The sequence below is a fragment of the Ureibacillus chungkukjangi genome, assembly GCF_003217295.1.
In the GTDB taxonomy this organism is placed as follows: domain Bacteria; phylum Bacillota; class Bacilli; order Bacillales_A; family Planococcaceae; genus Ureibacillus; species Ureibacillus chungkukjangi.
This window is the reverse complement of sequence record NZ_QJTJ01000002.1, coordinates 54,424-72,055: the sequence shown is the minus strand read 5'-3', so window position 1 is coordinate 72,055 and position 17,632 is coordinate 54,424. Positions and strand designations below refer to the sequence as shown.

The 17,632-nt window shown below is 36.9% G+C and carries 17 protein-coding genes; 12 read left to right on the top strand and 5 right to left on the bottom strand.

Features of this window, described 5'->3' with window-relative positions:
- Positions 1-46 precede the first annotated feature (46 nt).
- From BJ095_RS02070 to BJ095_RS02030, 9 genes are all read left to right on the top strand, one after another.
- On the top strand, positions 47-1,036 hold the full coding sequence (locus BJ095_RS02070) for an NADPH:quinone oxidoreductase family protein (protein WP_107931976.1): 990 nt from the start codon (positions 47-49) through the stop codon (positions 1,034-1,036).
- A gap of 77 nt (positions 1,037-1,113) precedes the next feature.
- The gene (locus BJ095_RS02065) at positions 1,114-1,503 is read left to right on the top strand and encodes a PaaI family thioesterase (RefSeq protein ID WP_107932010.1); all 390 of its coding nucleotides are present in this window, start codon (positions 1,114-1,116) and stop codon (positions 1,501-1,503) included.
- 385 nt (positions 1,504-1,888) lie between these two features.
- Positions 1,889-2,668, top strand: a complete 780-nt coding sequence (locus tag BJ095_RS02060; RefSeq protein ID WP_107931978.1) for a sulfite exporter TauE/SafE family protein — start codon at positions 1,889-1,891, stop codon at positions 2,666-2,668.
- Between the two features lie 65 nt (positions 2,669-2,733).
- The gene (locus tag BJ095_RS02055; protein ID WP_107932012.1) at positions 2,734-3,285 is read left to right on the top strand and encodes a GNAT family N-acetyltransferase; all 552 of its coding nucleotides are present in this window, start codon (positions 2,734-2,736) and stop codon (positions 3,283-3,285) included.
- Positions 3,286-3,492: 207 nt separating this feature from the next.
- Entirely contained in the window at positions 3,493-4,497 is a 1,005-nt protein-coding gene (locus BJ095_RS02050) for an acyltransferase family protein (RefSeq protein WP_107931980.1), read from the top strand.
- 231 nt (positions 4,498-4,728) lie between these two features.
- Positions 4,729-5,250, top strand: a complete 522-nt coding sequence (locus BJ095_RS02045) for a CarD family transcriptional regulator (RefSeq protein ID WP_107931982.1) — start codon at positions 4,729-4,731, stop codon at positions 5,248-5,250.
- Between the two features lie 299 nt (positions 5,251-5,549).
- Entirely contained in the window at positions 5,550-5,966 is a 417-nt protein-coding gene (locus BJ095_RS02040) for an RDD family protein (RefSeq protein WP_107936058.1), read from the top strand.
- 148 nt (positions 5,967-6,114) lie between these two features.
- On the top strand, positions 6,115-6,681 hold the full coding sequence (locus BJ095_RS02035; protein ID WP_107936056.1) for a DNA-3-methyladenine glycosylase I: 567 nt from the start codon (positions 6,115-6,117) through the stop codon (positions 6,679-6,681).
- 256 nt (positions 6,682-6,937) lie between these two features.
- Positions 6,938-7,390, top strand: coding sequence for an N-acetyltransferase (locus tag BJ095_RS02030; protein WP_107936053.1), 453 nt, complete (start codon positions 6,938-6,940; stop codon positions 7,388-7,390).
- 102 nt (positions 7,391-7,492) lie between these two features.
- Here the strand turns inward: BJ095_RS02030 and BJ095_RS02025 are convergent, their stop codons facing one another.
- Positions 7,493-8,023, bottom strand: a complete 531-nt coding sequence (locus tag BJ095_RS02025; RefSeq protein ID WP_107936051.1) for a metal-dependent hydrolase — start codon at positions 8,021-8,023, stop codon at positions 7,493-7,495.
- 226 nt (positions 8,024-8,249) lie between these two features.
- Here BJ095_RS02025 and BJ095_RS02020 point away from each other — a divergent pair, with 226 nt between their 5' ends.
- Positions 8,250-9,017, top strand: a complete 768-nt coding sequence (locus tag BJ095_RS02020) for a DUF817 domain-containing protein (protein ID WP_107936049.1) — start codon at positions 8,250-8,252, stop codon at positions 9,015-9,017.
- Positions 9,018-9,072: 55 nt separating this feature from the next.
- Here the strand turns inward: BJ095_RS02020 and BJ095_RS02015 are convergent, their stop codons facing one another.
- From BJ095_RS02015 to BJ095_RS02000, 4 genes are all read right to left on the bottom strand, one after another.
- On the bottom strand, positions 9,073-10,881 hold the full coding sequence (locus BJ095_RS02015; RefSeq protein ID WP_107936047.1) for a S9 family peptidase: 1,809 nt from the start codon (positions 10,879-10,881) through the stop codon (positions 9,073-9,075).
- 123 nt (positions 10,882-11,004) lie between these two features.
- Positions 11,005-11,334: a hypothetical protein gene (locus BJ095_RS02010; protein ID WP_107936045.1), complete on the bottom strand. Its 330-nt coding sequence runs from the start codon at positions 11,332-11,334 to the stop codon at positions 11,005-11,007.
- Positions 11,335-11,569: 235 nt separating this feature from the next.
- Positions 11,570-13,966, bottom strand: coding sequence for a sensor domain-containing protein (locus tag BJ095_RS02005; RefSeq protein ID WP_107936043.1), 2,397 nt, complete (start codon positions 13,964-13,966; stop codon positions 11,570-11,572).
- Between the two features lie 15 nt (positions 13,967-13,981).
- The gene (locus tag BJ095_RS02000) at positions 13,982-15,160 is read right to left on the bottom strand and encodes a beta-ketoacyl synthase N-terminal-like domain-containing protein (protein WP_107936041.1); all 1,179 of its coding nucleotides are present in this window, start codon (positions 15,158-15,160) and stop codon (positions 13,982-13,984) included.
- Positions 15,161-15,638: 478 nt separating this feature from the next.
- Between BJ095_RS02000 and BJ095_RS01995 the strand changes: the two genes are divergently transcribed.
- A complete protein-coding gene (locus tag BJ095_RS01995; protein ID WP_107936039.1) occupies positions 15,639-16,769 on the top strand; it encodes an NADH-dependent flavin oxidoreductase in 1,131 nt (376 codons plus the stop codon).
- Positions 16,770-16,818: 49 nt separating this feature from the next.
- Complete coding sequence (locus tag BJ095_RS01990) at positions 16,819-17,565, top strand: YqjF family protein (RefSeq protein WP_107936037.1); 747 nt, start codon at positions 16,819-16,821, stop codon at positions 17,563-17,565.
- Positions 17,566-17,632: the final 67 nt, after the last annotated feature.

Below are 17,632 nucleotides of genomic sequence, written 5' to 3'. Positions count from 1 at the left end.
GGAAGTTTTAAGTTGGGAGAAAGTCAAAGGGAAGGGGAGTTTTTAAATGCAAGCATTTGAGGCATTAGTAGTTAATAAGCAAGAAGAGCAATTTTCTGTAGATATTCAAAAGTTGACAATCGCGGATTTACCAGAGGGTGAGGTATTAATTCGCGTACAATATTCAGGGGTAAATTATAAAGATAGTCTAGCTGCTATTCCAAACGGAAATATCGTGAAAAATTATCCTTTTGTACCGGGAATTGATATAGCAGGAGTAGTTGTGTCTTCTGAGGATTCACGTTTTAAAGAGGGAGACGAGGTAATCGCAACAAGCTATGAAATCGGAGTAACACATTTTGGAGGGTATAGCCAATATGCTAGAATCCCAGCCAAATGGATTGTACCGTTACCTAAAGGTCTTACTTTAAAAGAAGCGATGACAATTGGAACAGCTGGCTTCACAGCTGCACTATCTGTTTTACGTCTAGAGGATAATGGTGTAACACCTGAAAAGGGGAAGGTTCTAGTAGCAGGAGCAACTGGTGGCGTTGGTAGCTTTGCTGTTTCTATTCTTGCAAAATTAGGCTATGAGGTAGAAGCGAGCACAGGAAAAGAATCTGAAGCTGAGTATTTAAGAAGTCTAGGTGCAGCATCCATTGTTTCACGAGAAGAAGTATACGATGGGAAGGTACGTGCTTTAGGTAAACAAAAGTGGGCTGCCGCAGTCGATCCAGTTGGAGGAGAACCCCTTGCATCCCTATTGAGTCAAATTCAATATGGTGGGTCTGTAGCTGTAAGTGGATTGACAGCAGGTACAAGTGTACCAACCAGCGTTTTCCCATTTATCCTGAGAGGCGTGAATTTACTTGGGATTGACTCAGTATACTGTGATATGGAAACTCGCTTAAAGGTATGGAATCGACTTGGCTCAGACTTTAAGCTAGGTAATTTAGAAGACATTATCCAGCAAGAGGTTACATTACCTGAATTACCTGAAGTCCTTCCGACATTACTAAAAGGACAGGCGCGTGGGAGAATACTAGTTAAACTATAGGGGGTATGAAAATGGTTGTTTCACAAGATGTGTTAGAGCGATTTGGTGCAAAGGATGAAACTGCATTTATTGACCAAATGCAAAAAAATGCAAGCAATACGTTAATTGAAGCATTGGATATACAGTATGTAGAATTATCATTGGATCGTGTTGTAATGACAATGCCTGTTGGTCCGAAAACAAGACAGCCAGCGGGAATTTTACATGGTGGGGCATCTGTTGCTTTAGCAGAAACTGCCGCAAGCATCGCGACGGCTATCAATGTTGATTTAACAAAGTTTAACCCAGTAGGACTGGAGATTAACGCAAACCATATCCGAAGTAAGCAGGACGGTATCGTTACAGCAGTTGCCACGCCTTTACATAAAGGGCGCACAACGATGATTTGGGAAATTAAAATTGTGGATGAAGACGAGAAGCTAATTTGTGTTTCTCGCTGCACAATGGCAGTTATCGCGAAAAAGTAATATATGTTAACTAGAAATAAGTGGAGAAAACAGATATGCTTTCTCCACTTATTTCAGTTTTATGAGTAGAGTCTGGGAATGAAGGACAGAAAATTAGAGTGTATCCCAAAAAGTGTCCATCATCTAGGCAATGAAGGACAAAAAAGAAGGATTTTGCTCAATAAGTATGCTTCATACTAATCCCACTTTAATTAGTTTTTCTTAAAAATTATCCATAACTCATAATTCACAGTTAAGCAAGCTTTGATGAGGGTCACGACTAAGTAAGATGAAATTGATGTTTACGATATCTTAAAATAGGTTTAACGATAGGTGAGTTGTAATGTCCATCTTTCTTTAGTAGGATTAGACTGCTACTAGATTTACATAGAAAGAAGGAAACAACATGGAGTTTTATTATGTCGTGCTCCTTTTCACGCTCGGCTTTATAGGCTCGTTTTTATCGGGAATGCTCGGTATTGGCGGTGCTATTGTGAAATATCCAATGCTGCTAATGATTCCGCCTGTCTTTGGATTTGAGGCCCTTACAGCCCATGAGGTATCAGGCATCAGTGCTTTAGATGTATTATTCGTTTCCATTGCAGGAGTGCTCGGCTACAGAAGTGGCGGGTATTTAAATAAATCCTTGATAATCGTTATGGGAAGTTCAGTATTAGTTGGTTCCTTAATAGGAAGCTTTGACTCCGAATTATTGACAGAAACACAAGTAAATATAGTGTATGGTATTTTAGCTTTACTTGCTGCCATTATGATGTTCATACCTAAAAAGCAACTTGATGAGTCTCATATAGAGCAAGTAACCTTCAATAAACCTCTTGCAACCATTCTTGCTTTCCTTGTAGGAATTGGTTCAGGAATAGTTGGTGCTGGTGGGGGATTCTTACTCATTCCTATTATGCTCCTAATATTACGTATCCCAACAAGAATGGCGATTGCTTCAAGTTTAGCCATTACCTTCATTTCTGCTGTTGCAGGCTCGATAGGGAAAATAACAACTGGACAAGTTGAGTACCTTCCTACACTAATCATCGTTATTGCGGGTCTCATGGCAGCACCAATTGGAGCAAAAGTAAGCACGAAGCTAAACACTAAAGTGTTAGAAAACATTCTAGCGATTCTTATTCTGGGAACAGCTGTGAAAATTTGGATAGATATTCTTCTATAAAGAGCTTCCAAAAAAGCAGATTGATTAAATAAATGTCCAAAGAAAGGAGCGAAAAAATGAACTCAATTACAGAATTCCCAGTGCTTGCAACAGAGCGATTAGTATTGAGGGAAATTACTGAAAGGGATTCGAGCAGTATTTATGAGTACTTATCAGATGCTGAGGTTATGAAATATTATGGTTTAGCGCCGTTTATGTCTGAAGCGGAGGCGTTAGAAGAAATCGCTTGGTATAATTCCATTTTAGAAGAAAAAACAGGCATCCGATGGGGAATTACGTTAAAAAATGAGGATAAAGTCATTGGTAGCTGCGGTTTTTTAAACACTGTTTCAAGCCATTACCGAACAGATATCGGGTTTGAACTAAGTAAGGAGTTTTGGGGGCAGGGTATTGCCAGTGAGGCGATGAACGAAATTATTCGTTATGCTTTTGAGCATACAACTATCCAACGTATTCAAGCATTAATTGAACCGTTAAATCAAGCATCACAAAGAATGGTCGAAAAAGCTGGCTTTAGTCGAGAGGGCTTGCTAAGAAAATACGAGTACACATGTGGGAAGTTTGATGACCTATACATGTACGGTTTATTGAAGGAAGAATATAATACTAATAAGTAGAGTGTTAATCTTAATTGATTAATACTCTTTTTGTATATTAAAGTACTTATTTCAAAAATGACTACTCTTCAAGCAATATTCCTTAAGCACTATTTAAAAAGATAGGGCGATAGCAACGTTTCATGTCAGGGTGTTTAGGGAATGTAAAAATTGGCATCTATGATCATATAATTCTATGTTAAAATAATTGCTTGAAAGGAAGGCAACATGAATAGAAGTGCATATTTTGATAACGCAAAAGCAATTTTAATTTACTTAGTCGTCTTAGGACACCTAATGTCAGGCTATTTGTTGGAAAACCAATATATCGATACTTTATATTTGGTTATCTATTTGTTTCATATGCCGGCATTTATTTTAATTTCTGGGCATTTTTCTAGAACTATTAAGAGCAAGCAGGATTTAGTGAAAATAGGGAAAACACTATTGATACCATATATTATTTTTCAACTGCTATATACCTTATATTATAAAAATGTTTTTGGAGATAGCGTAGTATTCGAGATTTTTGAGCCTCGGTATGCACTATGGTTTTTACTAAGTATGGCAATTTGGAAATTCCTCTTATGGGCTTTTGGTAGCCATAAAATCATGGTATTAGTTTCTATTGCCTTATCATTAGTGGTAGGATACATCAGTGAAATCAATGAATGGCTATCATTAGCAAGAACATTTTTCTTCTTCCCATTCTTTTTACTAGGCTATTACCTAAATCGAGAAAATTTTGTGAAGCTAAAAAACAAATGGAATATGGGAATAGCAGGTGTTGTTGGGATAGGCCTTGTATTCTTTGTCCATGTATTTGCAGATGTTCGTTGGAAGGAATGGTTCTTCGGTCGAATTCCGTACGAAGATATCAGCTATGGAATCGTTGAAGTTGGTGCATTAAGTAGACTAGTGGTCTATGTAGCAATGTTTGTGGCAACCTATATATTCTTATCATTAGTACCTAAAAATCAACAATGGTATACAGATATTGGAGCTAAAACATTAGCTATCTATTTATTACATTTATTTGTCGTGCGAGCGTTTAAAGCAACCATCTTTTATGATTGGATTGAAGAAACAGGTAACTATATTTTCTTATTTGGACTGGCATTTCTTGTTGTGTACCTATTATCGAGAAAGTGGGTATGGGACATCACCTCGCCATTAATAACCGGAAATATCATAAACTTACCAAAAAAACTTAAGACTAGAGATTCAGTATAAATTATATATTTTTGAAAAAGTGTTGGCCGTTAACGGTTTAACACTTTTTTCTTTATATTGTTATCTATAATAACAAAAGATTAATAGTAAATTAGTAGGAACCCTTTAAATTTAGACGTAATTGAGCTAGTTGGCGAATATACTGACTAATGGAGGGGCTAATAGATGACCATAACGAATAGAGCAATTTTGTAGCAGTCGGTGGTTGAAAGGAAGGGCACACATTAAAAAATGGTATTAACAAGGGGGAAAACGATGTTCTCAATTGGGGATAAAGTCTTTTATGGTGCACATGGCGTATGCATAGTTCAGGATATACAAAAATTAACATTTTCAGGTAAACAAAAAAAATATTATATTTTACATTCTTTTCATGATGTATCGATCAAGCTGTATCATCCGGTTGAAGCGAAGGATTCTAAGCTATCACCAATCACTTCAAAAGAAGCAGCAGAAGTGATTTTGGAGACATTTAAAAATCCACCGGATGACTGGCCTAGTCGTATGAACGAGCGTACGCAGCATTATCAAAAAGTAATTGAGTCAAAGAATCATGTACAGATTGCCCAGATGATTAATACCATTTTAAGAAAAAAGTTTGAATTGGAAAAAGAAGACAAAACTCTTCCGAACCAGGATTTGCTCATGCTAGAGCAAGTAACCTCACTCTTTTCTGAGGAACTTGCTTTAAGCTTTAATTTAACGGCAAAGCAGGTAATGAAAAAGATAGAGGAAATTATTTTAGCAAACTAAATTAATAAGTATAGAACGAGCATTTCCTCAAGGAGTAGAAATGCTCGTTTTAATATTAGCTTAAAATGCAGGCTACAATTTTGATCGACAGTTAACTCAAAGCTTTTCATCTATATGTAGTTTAGACGATTGACTACGGCAGCCTCTGTGGAAAAATACTTTGGTGGACGTAATAAAGTATACTCGCTATTATCCTGTTCCCACGTTTAATAATTCCAAAAATTGTAACTATCTTACAGAAATTATTATGGTATAATTTGGTTAAAAGGTATGCGAGCATATTATAGGAGGGATGATTAATGCAAAATTTAGCGGGTTTTTGGAGAAGGCTTGGGGCAGATATATTGGACACAGTTATTGTTATAGGTCTAATTTGGATTGTCTTTAATTTAATTTTTGGCTTTGATTATTCTTCGGATATAATTAATAATATTACAAGTGGTTTATATGTGATTTATGCCACGTTGCTTCCAATCTATTGGAAGGGTTATATAATAGGTAAAAGAGTTATGAAAATTCATATTGAGAGAATAGATGAAAATCCTATTAATTTTTGGACGATGATAAAACGTGAGGTTATCGGAAAACAGCTATTAGCTTATGTGTCTTTAGGTATTGCTCCCATTTTGAGCGCTTTCATGGTAGGGACTCGAGAGGATAAAAGGGCTATTCACGATTTTATTGCCGGGACACATGTACTCAGGGATGAATTATAAAAGAATATAGATATATTAATCAATGACCACCCAATGCTTCATTATAGGCTAGGTGGTTTTTTAATAGTTTCCAAGAAATTTCTTAATTGGGGTTAGACGTGTACAATAAAAATAAAGTAAATAATCTTAATTAAAGGAGTTAAATAGGATGAAACGATGTGATTGGGTAACAAAGGAGCCTTTGTATATGGAATACCATGACAAGGAGTGGGGCGTTCCAGTATATGATGATAAAAAATTATTCGAAATGCTTTGCTTGGAAGGGGCACAGGCTGGATTGAGCTGGTGGACAATTTTGCAAAAAAGAGAAAACTATCGTGAAGCCTTTGATCAGTTTGATGCCGAAAAAATAACGCAATATACAGAAGAAAAATTACAAGCCTTAAAGGAGAATCCTGGAATCGTACGGAATAAGTTGAAGATACAAAGTGTTGTCACAAATGCACAAAGCTTTCTGCGTATTCAAAAGGAGTATGGCTCATTCTCCAACTACATATGGGGCTTCGTTGACCATCAGCCTATTATCAACGAATGGAAGTCTATTAAAGAAGTACCTGTCACGACCGAGATTAGTAATCGTATGAGCAAAAAGCTGAAGAAGGATGGCTTCAAATTTGTTGGAGGTACGATTTGTTATTCATATATGCAGGCCGTTGGAATGGTGAACGATCACACACTAGAATGCTTCTGTCATCCAACGCATTCAAGCAAGTAGATTAAAGTAATCGAGAGGAGCAAACTATATGAGGTGTGACATTTTGGTTACATTTATGGACTCCTTAGCACTCAGAATAATAAAAGATTACCAACACTAGCTTTAAATACTCATTCTCTTAAGCTATAAGAAGAATTGAGTATTTTTTTAAATATTTTATTGTATTTTTATTCTTGCGAATGTATATTTATAATAAAATAAAGACATGGGACTATCTTATGAAAAAAGTATATTTTCATTGAAAAGGGGATTTGAAATGAAGGTTTATAACGCGACTACGGCAGATGTAGAGTCTATATACGAATTGATTGAAATTTATGTAAAGGAACAGATTGTTCTGCCTCGTTCATTGTTATCGCTTTATCAGAGTTTGCAATGTTTATATGTAGTAAAGGATCAAGAAACAGTGGTAGGTGTGGCAGGTCTGCATATTTTGGGAAAGGATTTGGGGGAGGTTCGATCATTGGTAGTATCTCCTGATTATCAAGGTAAAGGAATAGGACGTATTTTAGTTGATCACATTGTAGAGGAAAGCATCAAATTAGGAGTGAAGCGATTAATATCTTTAACATACGAAGTGAATTTTTTTGAAAAATGTGGATTTCATATTGTCAGTAAAGAAACGCTACCGGAAAAGGTATGGATTGATTGCAGAAATTGCCCCAAAATTGATAACTGTAGTGAAATTGCGATGGTTAAATATGTTTAACAGGTCAATAATTCGAAGGAATAAATGGAAGAGGATTCAATTTAGCAGGGAGTACTTTACATTTGGTAATGTAAGGTACTCTCATTTTTGCCTGCATATTTATTAAAGTAAATTTAAAAGCATTAATCCTATTAAAATAGCACAGCCTGTAGTTGTTAAGCTGTCACCAATTCCCCCGCCCTTAAAGTTTGCAATGCGAAAGCTCTTCTTAGTAAACGGGTAGAGAAGGGGAATCCCTCTTTTAGTCATCAAATCTAATAATAGATGGCTCCACATACCAGCACTCAAGCCAATAACAAAGGATTTTGCCAGGGCTTGGGCTTCACCTATTAATTCATTGGATAAGAAAAATAGAAATGCTGTAAATGCAAAGATAATCAGTGGAGTATGCACTACACTTCGATGTCCAAGCGTCTTACTGATAATGAAAGAAGCAATTTTAAGCTTTCGACCGATATAGCTGTGACGATGGTCAATATCCGGTAAAAGGGAACCTAATAGAGCACCGCAGAATACCACTCCAGAACCTACAATTCCATCGACTAATCCGCTATACGGAACGGTCGGGGCTATATATTTTGCTGCTGCTATTCCTGCTGCTACACCACCCATTAAATGCGCGGGTTTATTCATAATACTGCCTCCTAAAAAAACGATTGTCTCTTATTTTAGTAGAAAAAACTTACTTTGAAATAACTTTTACCATATTTCTAAAATTGAGAATTTAAAATAAGGAGACTGGGAGGATTTGATTTTTTCTTAAAGGAACCTTTAAGGGATAAATAAGTCTTATTATTCGATAATAAAGTGTTGATAAACGATAAATATCGGCTGGTTGAAATTTCTAAGGGGGGTGCTTATGAGAGCGTTAAAACAGCTTGTACAATTTGGGGTTGAACAAGCACAATCCTGTTTGTTTCCGGTCGTTATCTTTGCTTCTTTGGCCTTAACTCAAATTTTTCCTCTGCCATTTCTGCCAAGATATGATTGGTTGCTAATCATTTGTTTACTCATGCAGTGGTGGATGGTGCGTTCGGGGCTTGAAACAAGAGATGAATTAAAGGTAATTACATTATTTCACCTAATTGGTCTGGCACTTGAGCTTTTTAAGGTGCATATGGGCTCCTGGTCGTATCCAGAGGAGGGTTATACTAAAATTTTTGGAGTACCCTTGTATAGTGGATTTATGTACGCAAGTGTCGCGAGTTATCTTTGCCAGGCGTGGAGAAGGCTAAATGTAGAGCTTGAGAGCTGGCCTCCATTTTTAGTTGTAGTTCCATTAGCGGCTGCCATATATTTAAATTTTTTTACGCATCATTATTGGATTGATGTACGTTGGTGGCTATCTGGACTAGTAGTAATCGTATTTTGGAGGTCATGGGTACGATATGAAGTGAATGGCATAAGCTACCGGATGCCAATAGCGTTATCCTTTGTACTTATTGGCTTTTTTATATGGATAGCAGAAAATATCGCCACATTCTTTGGAGCCTGGCAATATCCAAACCAAGCTGACACATGGAGTCTTGTGCATTTAGGAAAGGTAAGTTCATGGCTGCTACTTGTAATTGTCAGCTTTCTTATAGTTGCCACGTTAAAGCTGGCAAAAAAGAGAATGCCAAATTGAAGCAAGCTAAAGCCCCTCAATTGATAGAGTATGCTCTAGCTTGAGGGGCTTTTATTTATGCTACTGGATTTGCTGCTTTAATATTTTCGTCGAAGAATTCGATAATTCTACTGTAAATGCGGATTTCGTTTTGTTTTTTGGAGAAGCCATGACCTTCATCTTCTAACACGATGTATTCCACTTCACGACCGCTTTCCTTTAGTGCTGCGACAATTTGGTCGGATTCCTTTTGAACAACACGAGGGTCGTTTGCACCTTGAATTACAAGCATAGGCTTAGTCATGCCATCCAAATAAGTAATAGGGGAATCCTTTGTTAGTCTTTCTTTATCTTTTACAGGATCTCCAACCCATTGCTCCATGAATGGCTTCCAGAACTCAGGAACAGACTCTATGAAGGAGAAGAGATCACTTGGACCGAAAATATCCACTACTGCTTTGAAGTAATCTGCATGTCTACCATGTAGTAGAAGGGCCATGTAACCGCCATAGCTACCGCCCAATAGTAAAATCTTTTCTCGATCTGCATAGCCATTTTCGATTAGCCATTCTAAGCCTTGGATATTATCTAGACGTGGACCATGACCCCAGTCACCCTCAACCATTTTTGAATACTTTAATCCATAGTTTGTTGAACCACGGAAGTTCGGGGCGAAGATTGAGTAGCCACTATAAATAAGTGATTGGAACATAGAGCGGAAGGTTTTGCGTTCAAGCGCCTGTGGTCCACCATGTGGCCAAAGAATTACATGTCCATTTGAATTTTCTTCCTTCGCTTTAAAGAACAGTGCCTCAATCTCCATTCCATCAAATGAAGGGTATGTTAAAACTTCTGGCTCCACTAAATCCTCATCGTCAACACCAGGAACACGATAATGTGTTAACTCTTCCCAAGTTACTCCACCATACTTAGAAACAAAAAGATTACCAGGTGTTTTAGCAGTGCGTCCTTGAACGTAGAGATTTCCACTCGCCATTACAACTAGCTTATCAATTACGCTTGCTGGTGTGTTTAAAGTTGTTAGTTTGCCATCTGCTAGAGAATATTCGTAAAGTCGATCTTCTACACCATATGAACCTACTAAATATAGAGAGTTATTCTTTTTAGAGTAAGTTAAGCTTGTGAAATCCTCTTTTTCTAACTGTAAAACCTTTGAGAATTCTTTCGAAGTTAAATCGAATTTAGCAAGATAAGACAAATCATCATTATATTCAGTTAAGAAATAGATAGCTGTCTCTGATGTATAGACGATTTCATTTACAGTGTGCTGTTCAGTTGTTTCTGGAGTCAATAAAAGCTTCTCTTCTCCTAGGTGTACGAAAGCTAGTGAATGAGTGTTGCCGAATTGCTTAATTGAGACAAAGGAATTTTCACTTGGACTAACCGCCTCGATTGCGGTAGGGGCTTCTGTTCCTTCAAGTAATAGCTTTTCTTCGCCAGTTTCAAGATTATAAACATAGTTATTAAAATAAGTAGCATTTCCAACGGTACTTGGATAGTAAAGACGTTTTCCATCCTCACTTAAATAAGAGAAGAAATGACGTTCTCCTTCTTTAGTACGAAGAGGGGTGAATTTACCTCCTTTAGGAGAGATAGCATAGATTTGAGTGTTTTCATCGCCATCATGGTCAAAGCCGGCAATGATGAATTCTCCTGTTTTCGCGTAGGAAAGAAATGCCGCACCTTGGTTATTAAAAGTTAGAGGGTAGGGGAACTGATTTGGAAGATCCATAGCCCAAAGGTTTGAGTAACCATTTAGGTTTGTACTAAAAACAACCTGTTTCTCATCGGGGCTGACAGTAAAATTAGAAACCGTTAATGTTTGAAAAAATTGTTCTACACCTGGTTTATCAAAGTTAATCATAACAACTCTCCAATTCTATTAAGATACCACCATGTTACCATAATTTTCAGTATTTTTAAAATAGTGAATATCTTAACTGTAGGGGGGATATAGTATCTATTTTTAATAGAAAAAAACTGAGGCTTACACCTCAGCTTTAATCCATTCTACAGCTATACTTTTTAAATCAATTAGTTCCTCGTCATATCGAGAAAGATGTTTTTTTAAATCTATTTCACGAAGCTTGGATGCCACAGGAGCCTGTAAGTCACGACGAAGCCCGTCTTCAATAGACATTTTCATACAATCTCTTGCTATTGCTAAAATATCATCTTCTGTATGTCCAGCTGATGAAGCAAATGAAAACCCTGCGTCAACTAGGTCAGGTATTCTAATGTAAACTGGGAAATCACCTTCATCTGTTTCATTATCCTCTACTGCAAAAATTACTGGGTATTTATATACTTTTATCAATGTCTTCACCTCACTATCAATAATAATATAGAAAGAGTGATTAGAAGGCTGGTAATTGTAGGAGAGAATACCTATTAGATAGAGCTGAGGGGATATGTGTAGCAGAAAGTTTTGGGAAATGCTGATATAGCGGCATTCTTCGTAAATTATTAATCATAGGCTAAAGAAAACGAAATAAATAGAAGCCTATCCTAGATTTCTCAGAGGATAGGCTTTTTAAGTATATTTTCTTAAATTAGTCTCTTGCAATTAACCACTTTTCTTTGATTTCATTTGCTGGTAGAGGACGGCTGAAGTAATAGCCCTGAGCAAAATCACAGCCCATCGTATTTAAAACATGAGCTTCTTCCTGGCCCTCAACTCCTTCAGCGATAACACTTAAATCAAGCTGCTGTGCAATTGCCACAATCGTTTTTACAATTGCATTGTTCTCATCGTCTTGATTCATGCCCATAACAAAGGATTTATCGATTTTTAAAGAATCTAATGGATACTTATTCAGATAGCTTAAGGATGAATAGCCTGTTCCAAAGTCATCCATCGACAGACTGATTCCAAGATCTTTTAATGTATTGAGCTTTGCAATCATTGAATCTGCATACATGGCAATGCTCTCCGTTATTTCTAGCACGACAAGGTCTGCATTGATTCCTAGATTGTCGAGCACCTTTTTCACATCATCTACAAAATTGGGGTCAAGTAGTTGGCGGACAGAAACATTAACACTTGTTTTTAAGGACTTGTAGCCTTCATGCTGCCATTGGATATTTTGTTTTAGGGCAGTATTCAATACCCATTTACCGATAGGGAGAATCATTCCAGTTTCTTCTGCAATTGATATAAATTCATCTGGAGAGACTAGTCCAAGAATTGGATTATTCCATCTTAAAAGAGATTCCATCGCAATAATATCACTAGTTTTCAAATCAATTATCGGCTGGTAGTAAAGCTCGAATTCTTCGTTGTCCAGTGCTGTACGCAATTGCTTTTCTATCATCATTTTTCTATAGAAGTTACTTTGCATATCTGAATTGAATAATTGGTAGTTATTCTTTCCTTTTTCCTTTACATAGTACATGGCAGTGTCAGCGTGCTTAATAAGTGTATTTGCATCTTCGCCATCATTTGGATAGATACTGATACCTATACTTGGTGTAATAAAGTACTCGCTATCTGCTATGATAAAGCCATTTTTAAACAGCGCTAGTAATTCGTTTGCAAATTTTTCACTATCGGCTGAATTGTAGTAGGGAAGGATAACCGTAAATTCATCACCGCCAAGTCTATAAATTTTGGCAGATTGGTGTTGTTTTTTTAGCAGGCTTTCCATTCGCCTTGATACTTCAACGAGTAAAAGATCTCCCCAATCATGTCCTAGGGTATCATTAATATATTTAAAACGATCCAAATCAAGAAACATAATAGCACTTTGACTTTTTTCTAATTTCGCTTTTTCTAATAGATTTGTAAGATCCTCGTTGAACATACGGCGGTTTGGTAATCCGGTTAGAGAATCATGATTTGCCTGGAATTTGATTTCATCCTCATACTGCTTTCGCTCTGTAATGTCAGTTGATACAGCAAGGCATGCTGAGCCCTCATTAAAATTAATAGGCACTTTAGCAGTCTGTACCCAAATCTTCTCGCCAGTTGCGGCTGTAAGAGATTCTTCTCTAATGAAGAGTTTTTCCTGTGAATTGACCATATTATATTCTAGGGTCAAATTTTTCTTCTTCTCGTTTTGATTAATTTGTAGTTCAGCATCAGACTTTCCAATCATCGCTTGTATATCCATTCCCATTAGCTGTGCATAGGATTGATTTAAAAGTGTATAGCGACCAAATTTGTCCTGTGCATAAATATAGTTAGGATTTAAATCAATGACTTGAAATAGGAATTTTTTTTGCTCATTTAGCTTCTTGTTCATATTATTTACAATTTTGATATGCATTCTGCTCGCTAATATTAATAACGAAACTGCAAATACAAGCACGGCGATCGAGCTTGGGTACAATCTTGTAGTTGAAAACATATTCAAAGTACCTATTAAATAGCCGATGGTCGAAAAGATTATAAAATAAATTAAAAATGAACGTTCACTCTTATTTTGTACTTTGAGACTAACCAAGAAACAGAGAGTAGTACTAGCAAAGAAAAGTACAATATTACCTTGAAATACCCAATGGTGCTCGCCGTAGATAGGGAAGTAAAATATATTCGTTCCTTCTTGTATAAGCTGTAAATCTTTTATGCCACTTGAAGTCCATCCAATTAGATACACTATGAAAGCTAATACATATGAGATAATAACGGTTGTTCGATTAACAAGGAATCGCCACTTTTTTTGCAAATCATTTGATAATGTTTCTTGAACCATTATATAGCCAATATAGAAAAGTGTCGGTGTGACCATAATAGGCCCAAATCGAAAAAGCTTGAAAAAGAAGCTGATGGTTTCTTCATTAAATAACTCATGCGAATATAAAAAGGCAACATCTAGCTGCCAAAGGGTTGCAAGCAGCAAGAATAGCAGAATAACCCTAGAGAGCTTATTTTTATTAAATAAAACTAAGAGCGTAATACCAACGCAAATAGGAATTAAAGCTAAAATAACTAGAAAGAGTAAAAACATGTAAAAATGGGCCTCCTATGTATGTGTCAGTAAAAGGCAAGCATTATTTCCACTACTGCCATGGGTAGTGATGCACACTGACTCAATATCTTGTTGCCTTGTGTTAAAAACAATAGGGATATCCTCAAATCCAATTCCTTGTGTTTTGGTGGTTGGAGGGATAAATCCGTATTCCATTGATAGTAAGGACGAAATGATTTGCATTGCCCCCATAGCACCAAATGTATGACCGAGCATGCCCTTTATGGACGTAATTGGCACTTCTGTACCAAATGTCTCTTTAAGAACAAAACGCTCTATCTGGTCGTTTGCATCAATGCCAAGTGCTTGGCTGTTTACATAGCTAGGTATAGTATCTCCAACTGTTTCCTGGAATACTTTAAGCATATGTTTTCCAGTTTTATCAAAGTTTAATATCCTTTGTCCTTCATTTCTTGAAACGACTTTTTCAATCTTGCCGTAAATTTTCTGATTTCGTATAGTTGCTGATTCTCTTCTTTCCATGGTAATTACCCCAGCACCTTCAGCTAAAACAAATCCACGATGTTCTGTAGAGAATGGAATTCCAGCACTTTCAATAGTTGAATCAGTTGAAAGGGCTCTAATTTTATTAAAGCCATTGATGGTCCATTGGCCTAATGGAGCGTCCGATCCACCAACTATACAAGCATCAACACTCCCACTCTCAAGAAGAAGTTTTCCAAACGAGACGGCATCTAAACTTGCAGTACAGCCTGTAGTTAATGTAAAGGTAGGTCCATTTAGACCGATTGCTTCAGCTACTGAAGCTGAAAGTGTATGAGTATCAACTATTGAAACCCCTTGTATGGGGAATTTTTTATAATCAAATGCATCAGCAGAGTAGTGTTCAATTTCAAGAATCGCTCCAGCGGCTGTGCCCATTATTACAGCTACTCGAGAGGGCTCGAAATAATTTAGATTTGCCATTTTACTTGCATCCAATGCTGCTGCAATTGCAATTCTGACAGAACGGGGGTAGCGTTGATAATTTCTTTGACTAATCTCCAAAAAGCTTTCCTCAATAATACCTGCAACGAAATCGCTTTGAGACGGGTCTACATTTTTTAATATGCTTTGAGTACAAATCCCTTTTTCTAGTACATTTAAAAAACTTATTTTATCTAAAACACCAGGTGCTTTAATGCCATAGCCTGTAATAACGATATCGTTCAACTGATTTCACCCTAAATTTCGACTTTTTTCTATTATATACACCAAATTTTGCTATAGTCTATATTCTATAGGTCTTAAGTTTATATAGAATATTTAAATAGAGTGTCTAGTGCATTGGACTTGTATGATGCGGAGGTAAAAATTTGAGATAATATAGAATTTTATGTTAAAAAATAGTGTAAAAGTGATATCTTGCCCAGGATGTTTTTATGTAAAATCTTCTCTAAAAATTTGAAATTGTAATACAAATCTATATTCATATAATTATCTCTAAAGGAATTTGGGGATTTATAGGGTCAAATTACCTAAAAATTAGGTAGCGTATTTTTAAAGAGCATATCACTTAATAAAATGTAGTTTGTAGGTTTAGTATATAACTAGGGTCTATATCTCAAGTGTCATGGGCATCGTTATTAAGTAGAGAAATCCTGTGATATTTAAAAGACTCTCTCAAAAGAAGATGGGGAGGAATATAAACATGAATGAAAAATATAAAGATTTGTTTGCACCATTTACTTTACCTAATGGAATAGAATTGAAAAATCGTATTGTGATGGCTCCGATGACTCACTGGTCTTCGAATGTGGATGGTACGGTGACAGATGCTGAAATTAAGTACTATTCTCGTCGCTCAAATGGAGTGAGCTTAGTGATTACTGCTTGTACACACGTAACTGCGAACGGGCAGGGCTTCCATGGGCAATTTGCAGCCTACAATGATAAATTTATTCCAGACTTGAAACGTGTAGCCGACGCTATTAAAGAGCAAGGAGCTAAGGCTGTTTTACAAATTTACCATGGCGGGAAAATGTCGCCACCTGAATTAGTACCAAATGGTGAAATCGTAAGTGCAAGTGATATTCCGGCAGAACAAAATGGTGTGCCAGGAAAGACACCAAGACCTTTAACCGAAGGCGAAATTGAAGAGATTATCAATGCTTATGGAGAAGCAACTCGCCGTGCAATTGAAGCCGGGTATGATGGGGTTGAAGTTCATGGTGCCAATGGATATCTAATTCAGCAATTCTTCTCTGGTCACTCGAACCGTCGCGAGGACCGTTTTGGCGGTACTTTGGAAAAACGTATGGCATTCCCATTAGCAGTTGTTGATAAGGTGAAGAGCGTTGTAGAAAAGTATGGAGATTCTTCCTTCATCGTTGGTCACCGCTTTTCACCGGAAGAGCCAGAGGAAAAAGGAATTACAATGGCGGATACGCTGGAATTAGTAGATGCTTTGGCTGATAAAGAATTAGATTATTTACATGTTTCGTTAGGTGATTTCTTCTCGACGGCTCATAGAGGTGTGGATGATTTAACAAAAACACGCATTGCATATTTACTTGAGAAAATAAATAATCGTGTACCACTTATTGGTGTTGGTTCAATATACAGCGCAGAGGATGCTCGTAAAGCCTTTGAAACAGGAATCCCTCTACTAGCTTTAGGACGAGAATTGCTAATTGATCCTGATTGGGTGCAAAAAGTTGCAGAGGGAAAAGAAGATGAAATTGCAACAAAGCTTGATAAAGAAAAGCAAGAGGAATTAGTGATTCCAGATCAATTATGGAAAATGATTATAAATAGACCGGGTTGGGTACCAGGAGTTTAGTTAATACTAGGATTTATCGACATTAACTAAAGGCGGTGACTCTAAGGAAATGAAAGAGCGAACGTTTGTTGAAAATAGCAATTTAAATGAGAGGCAAAAGCTAACTACAAACTTGCCATGGATTATGAAGCAGACCTGGAAGGATATTTTATTTGCTCATTATCCTGTGCCGCGTGAGGCTTTAGAAAAAATAGTTCCAAGTGAGTTGACGGTGGATACGTTTTACCAAACCGGGTGGGTTAGCATCGTGCCATACTTAACAAGCTCTATGCATTTAAGGGGTGTGCCTCCTGTTCCAGGGCTATCTACGTATCCTGGCTTTAACATTCGAACTTATGTAACGATGAATGGAAAGCCTGGCGTTTACTTTTTTCGGTTAACCGCTGCAAAGCATCTGGCTGCTTTTTCTGCAAAAGCATTTTTTCAGCTTCCATATCTGCAAATGGATATGAACATGAAACGGGATAAGAATTTAATCGTCTTTGAAAGTGAAGAGAAAGCAGGTTTAGAGCTAAGTTGCAATTATAGGTCAGTATCGGAAGCTTCTCCGACAAACCGAGGCTCTTTAGAGGAATGGTTATTGGAAAGATACTGCTTATATAACGTGAGTAAAAAAGGTGTTCCATTAAGAGCAGACATTTTACATGAGCCTTGGCTAATTGAAAAAGCCGAAGCTGAATTCCAGCAAAATACTTTATTATCGAGTATTGGCATCGAGCCGCAGAACGAAAAGCCGATTTTACATTATGCTAAAAAGCGTATTGTTCGTTTTTGGCCAATAACAAGAATTAAATAAAATGGAGCGATTACTTTTATTAAAAGGTAATCGTTCTTTTTTTATCGAATAGGGAAGTAAGTGGCTT

What these genes read in the sequence shown, in the direction of transcription:
- BJ095_RS02045 (WP_107931982.1), top strand. Translation starts at nt 4,729, where the DNA reads ATGGTATTAACAAGGGGGAAAACGATGTTCTCAATTGGGGATAAAGTC.
- BJ095_RS02065 (WP_107932010.1), top strand. Translation starts at nt 1,114, where the DNA reads ATGCAAAAAAATGCAAGCAATACGTTAATTGAAGCATTGGATATACAG.
- BJ095_RS02005 (WP_107936043.1), bottom strand. Translation starts at nt 13,966, where the DNA reads ATGTTTTTACTCTTTCTAGTTATTTTAGCTTTAATTCCTATTTGCGTT.
- BJ095_RS01990 (WP_107936037.1), top strand. Translation starts at nt 16,819, where the DNA reads ATGAAAGAGCGAACGTTTGTTGAAAATAGCAATTTAAATGAGAGGCAA.
- BJ095_RS02015 (WP_107936047.1), bottom strand. Translation starts at nt 10,881, where the DNA reads ATGATTAACTTTGATAAACCAGGTGTAGAACAATTTTTTCAAACATTA.
- BJ095_RS02040 (WP_107936058.1), top strand. Translation starts at nt 5,550, where the DNA reads ATGCAAAATTTAGCGGGTTTTTGGAGAAGGCTTGGGGCAGATATATTG.
- BJ095_RS02020 (WP_107936049.1), top strand. Translation starts at nt 8,250, where the DNA reads ATGAGAGCGTTAAAACAGCTTGTACAATTTGGGGTTGAACAAGCACAA.
- BJ095_RS02030 (WP_107936053.1), top strand. Translation starts at nt 6,938, where the DNA reads ATGAAGGTTTATAACGCGACTACGGCAGATGTAGAGTCTATATACGAA.
- BJ095_RS02070 (WP_107931976.1), top strand. Translation starts at nt 47, where the DNA reads ATGCAAGCATTTGAGGCATTAGTAGTTAATAAGCAAGAAGAGCAATTT.
- BJ095_RS02035 (WP_107936056.1), top strand. Translation starts at nt 6,115, where the DNA reads ATGAAACGATGTGATTGGGTAACAAAGGAGCCTTTGTATATGGAATAC.
- BJ095_RS02025 (WP_107936051.1), bottom strand. Translation starts at nt 8,023, where the DNA reads ATGAATAAACCCGCGCATTTAATGGGTGGTGTAGCAGCAGGAATAGCA.
- BJ095_RS02060 (WP_107931978.1), top strand. Translation starts at nt 1,889, where the DNA reads ATGGAGTTTTATTATGTCGTGCTCCTTTTCACGCTCGGCTTTATAGGC.
- BJ095_RS01995 (WP_107936039.1), top strand. Translation starts at nt 15,639, where the DNA reads ATGAATGAAAAATATAAAGATTTGTTTGCACCATTTACTTTACCTAAT.
- BJ095_RS02050 (WP_107931980.1), top strand. Translation starts at nt 3,493, where the DNA reads ATGAATAGAAGTGCATATTTTGATAACGCAAAAGCAATTTTAATTTAC.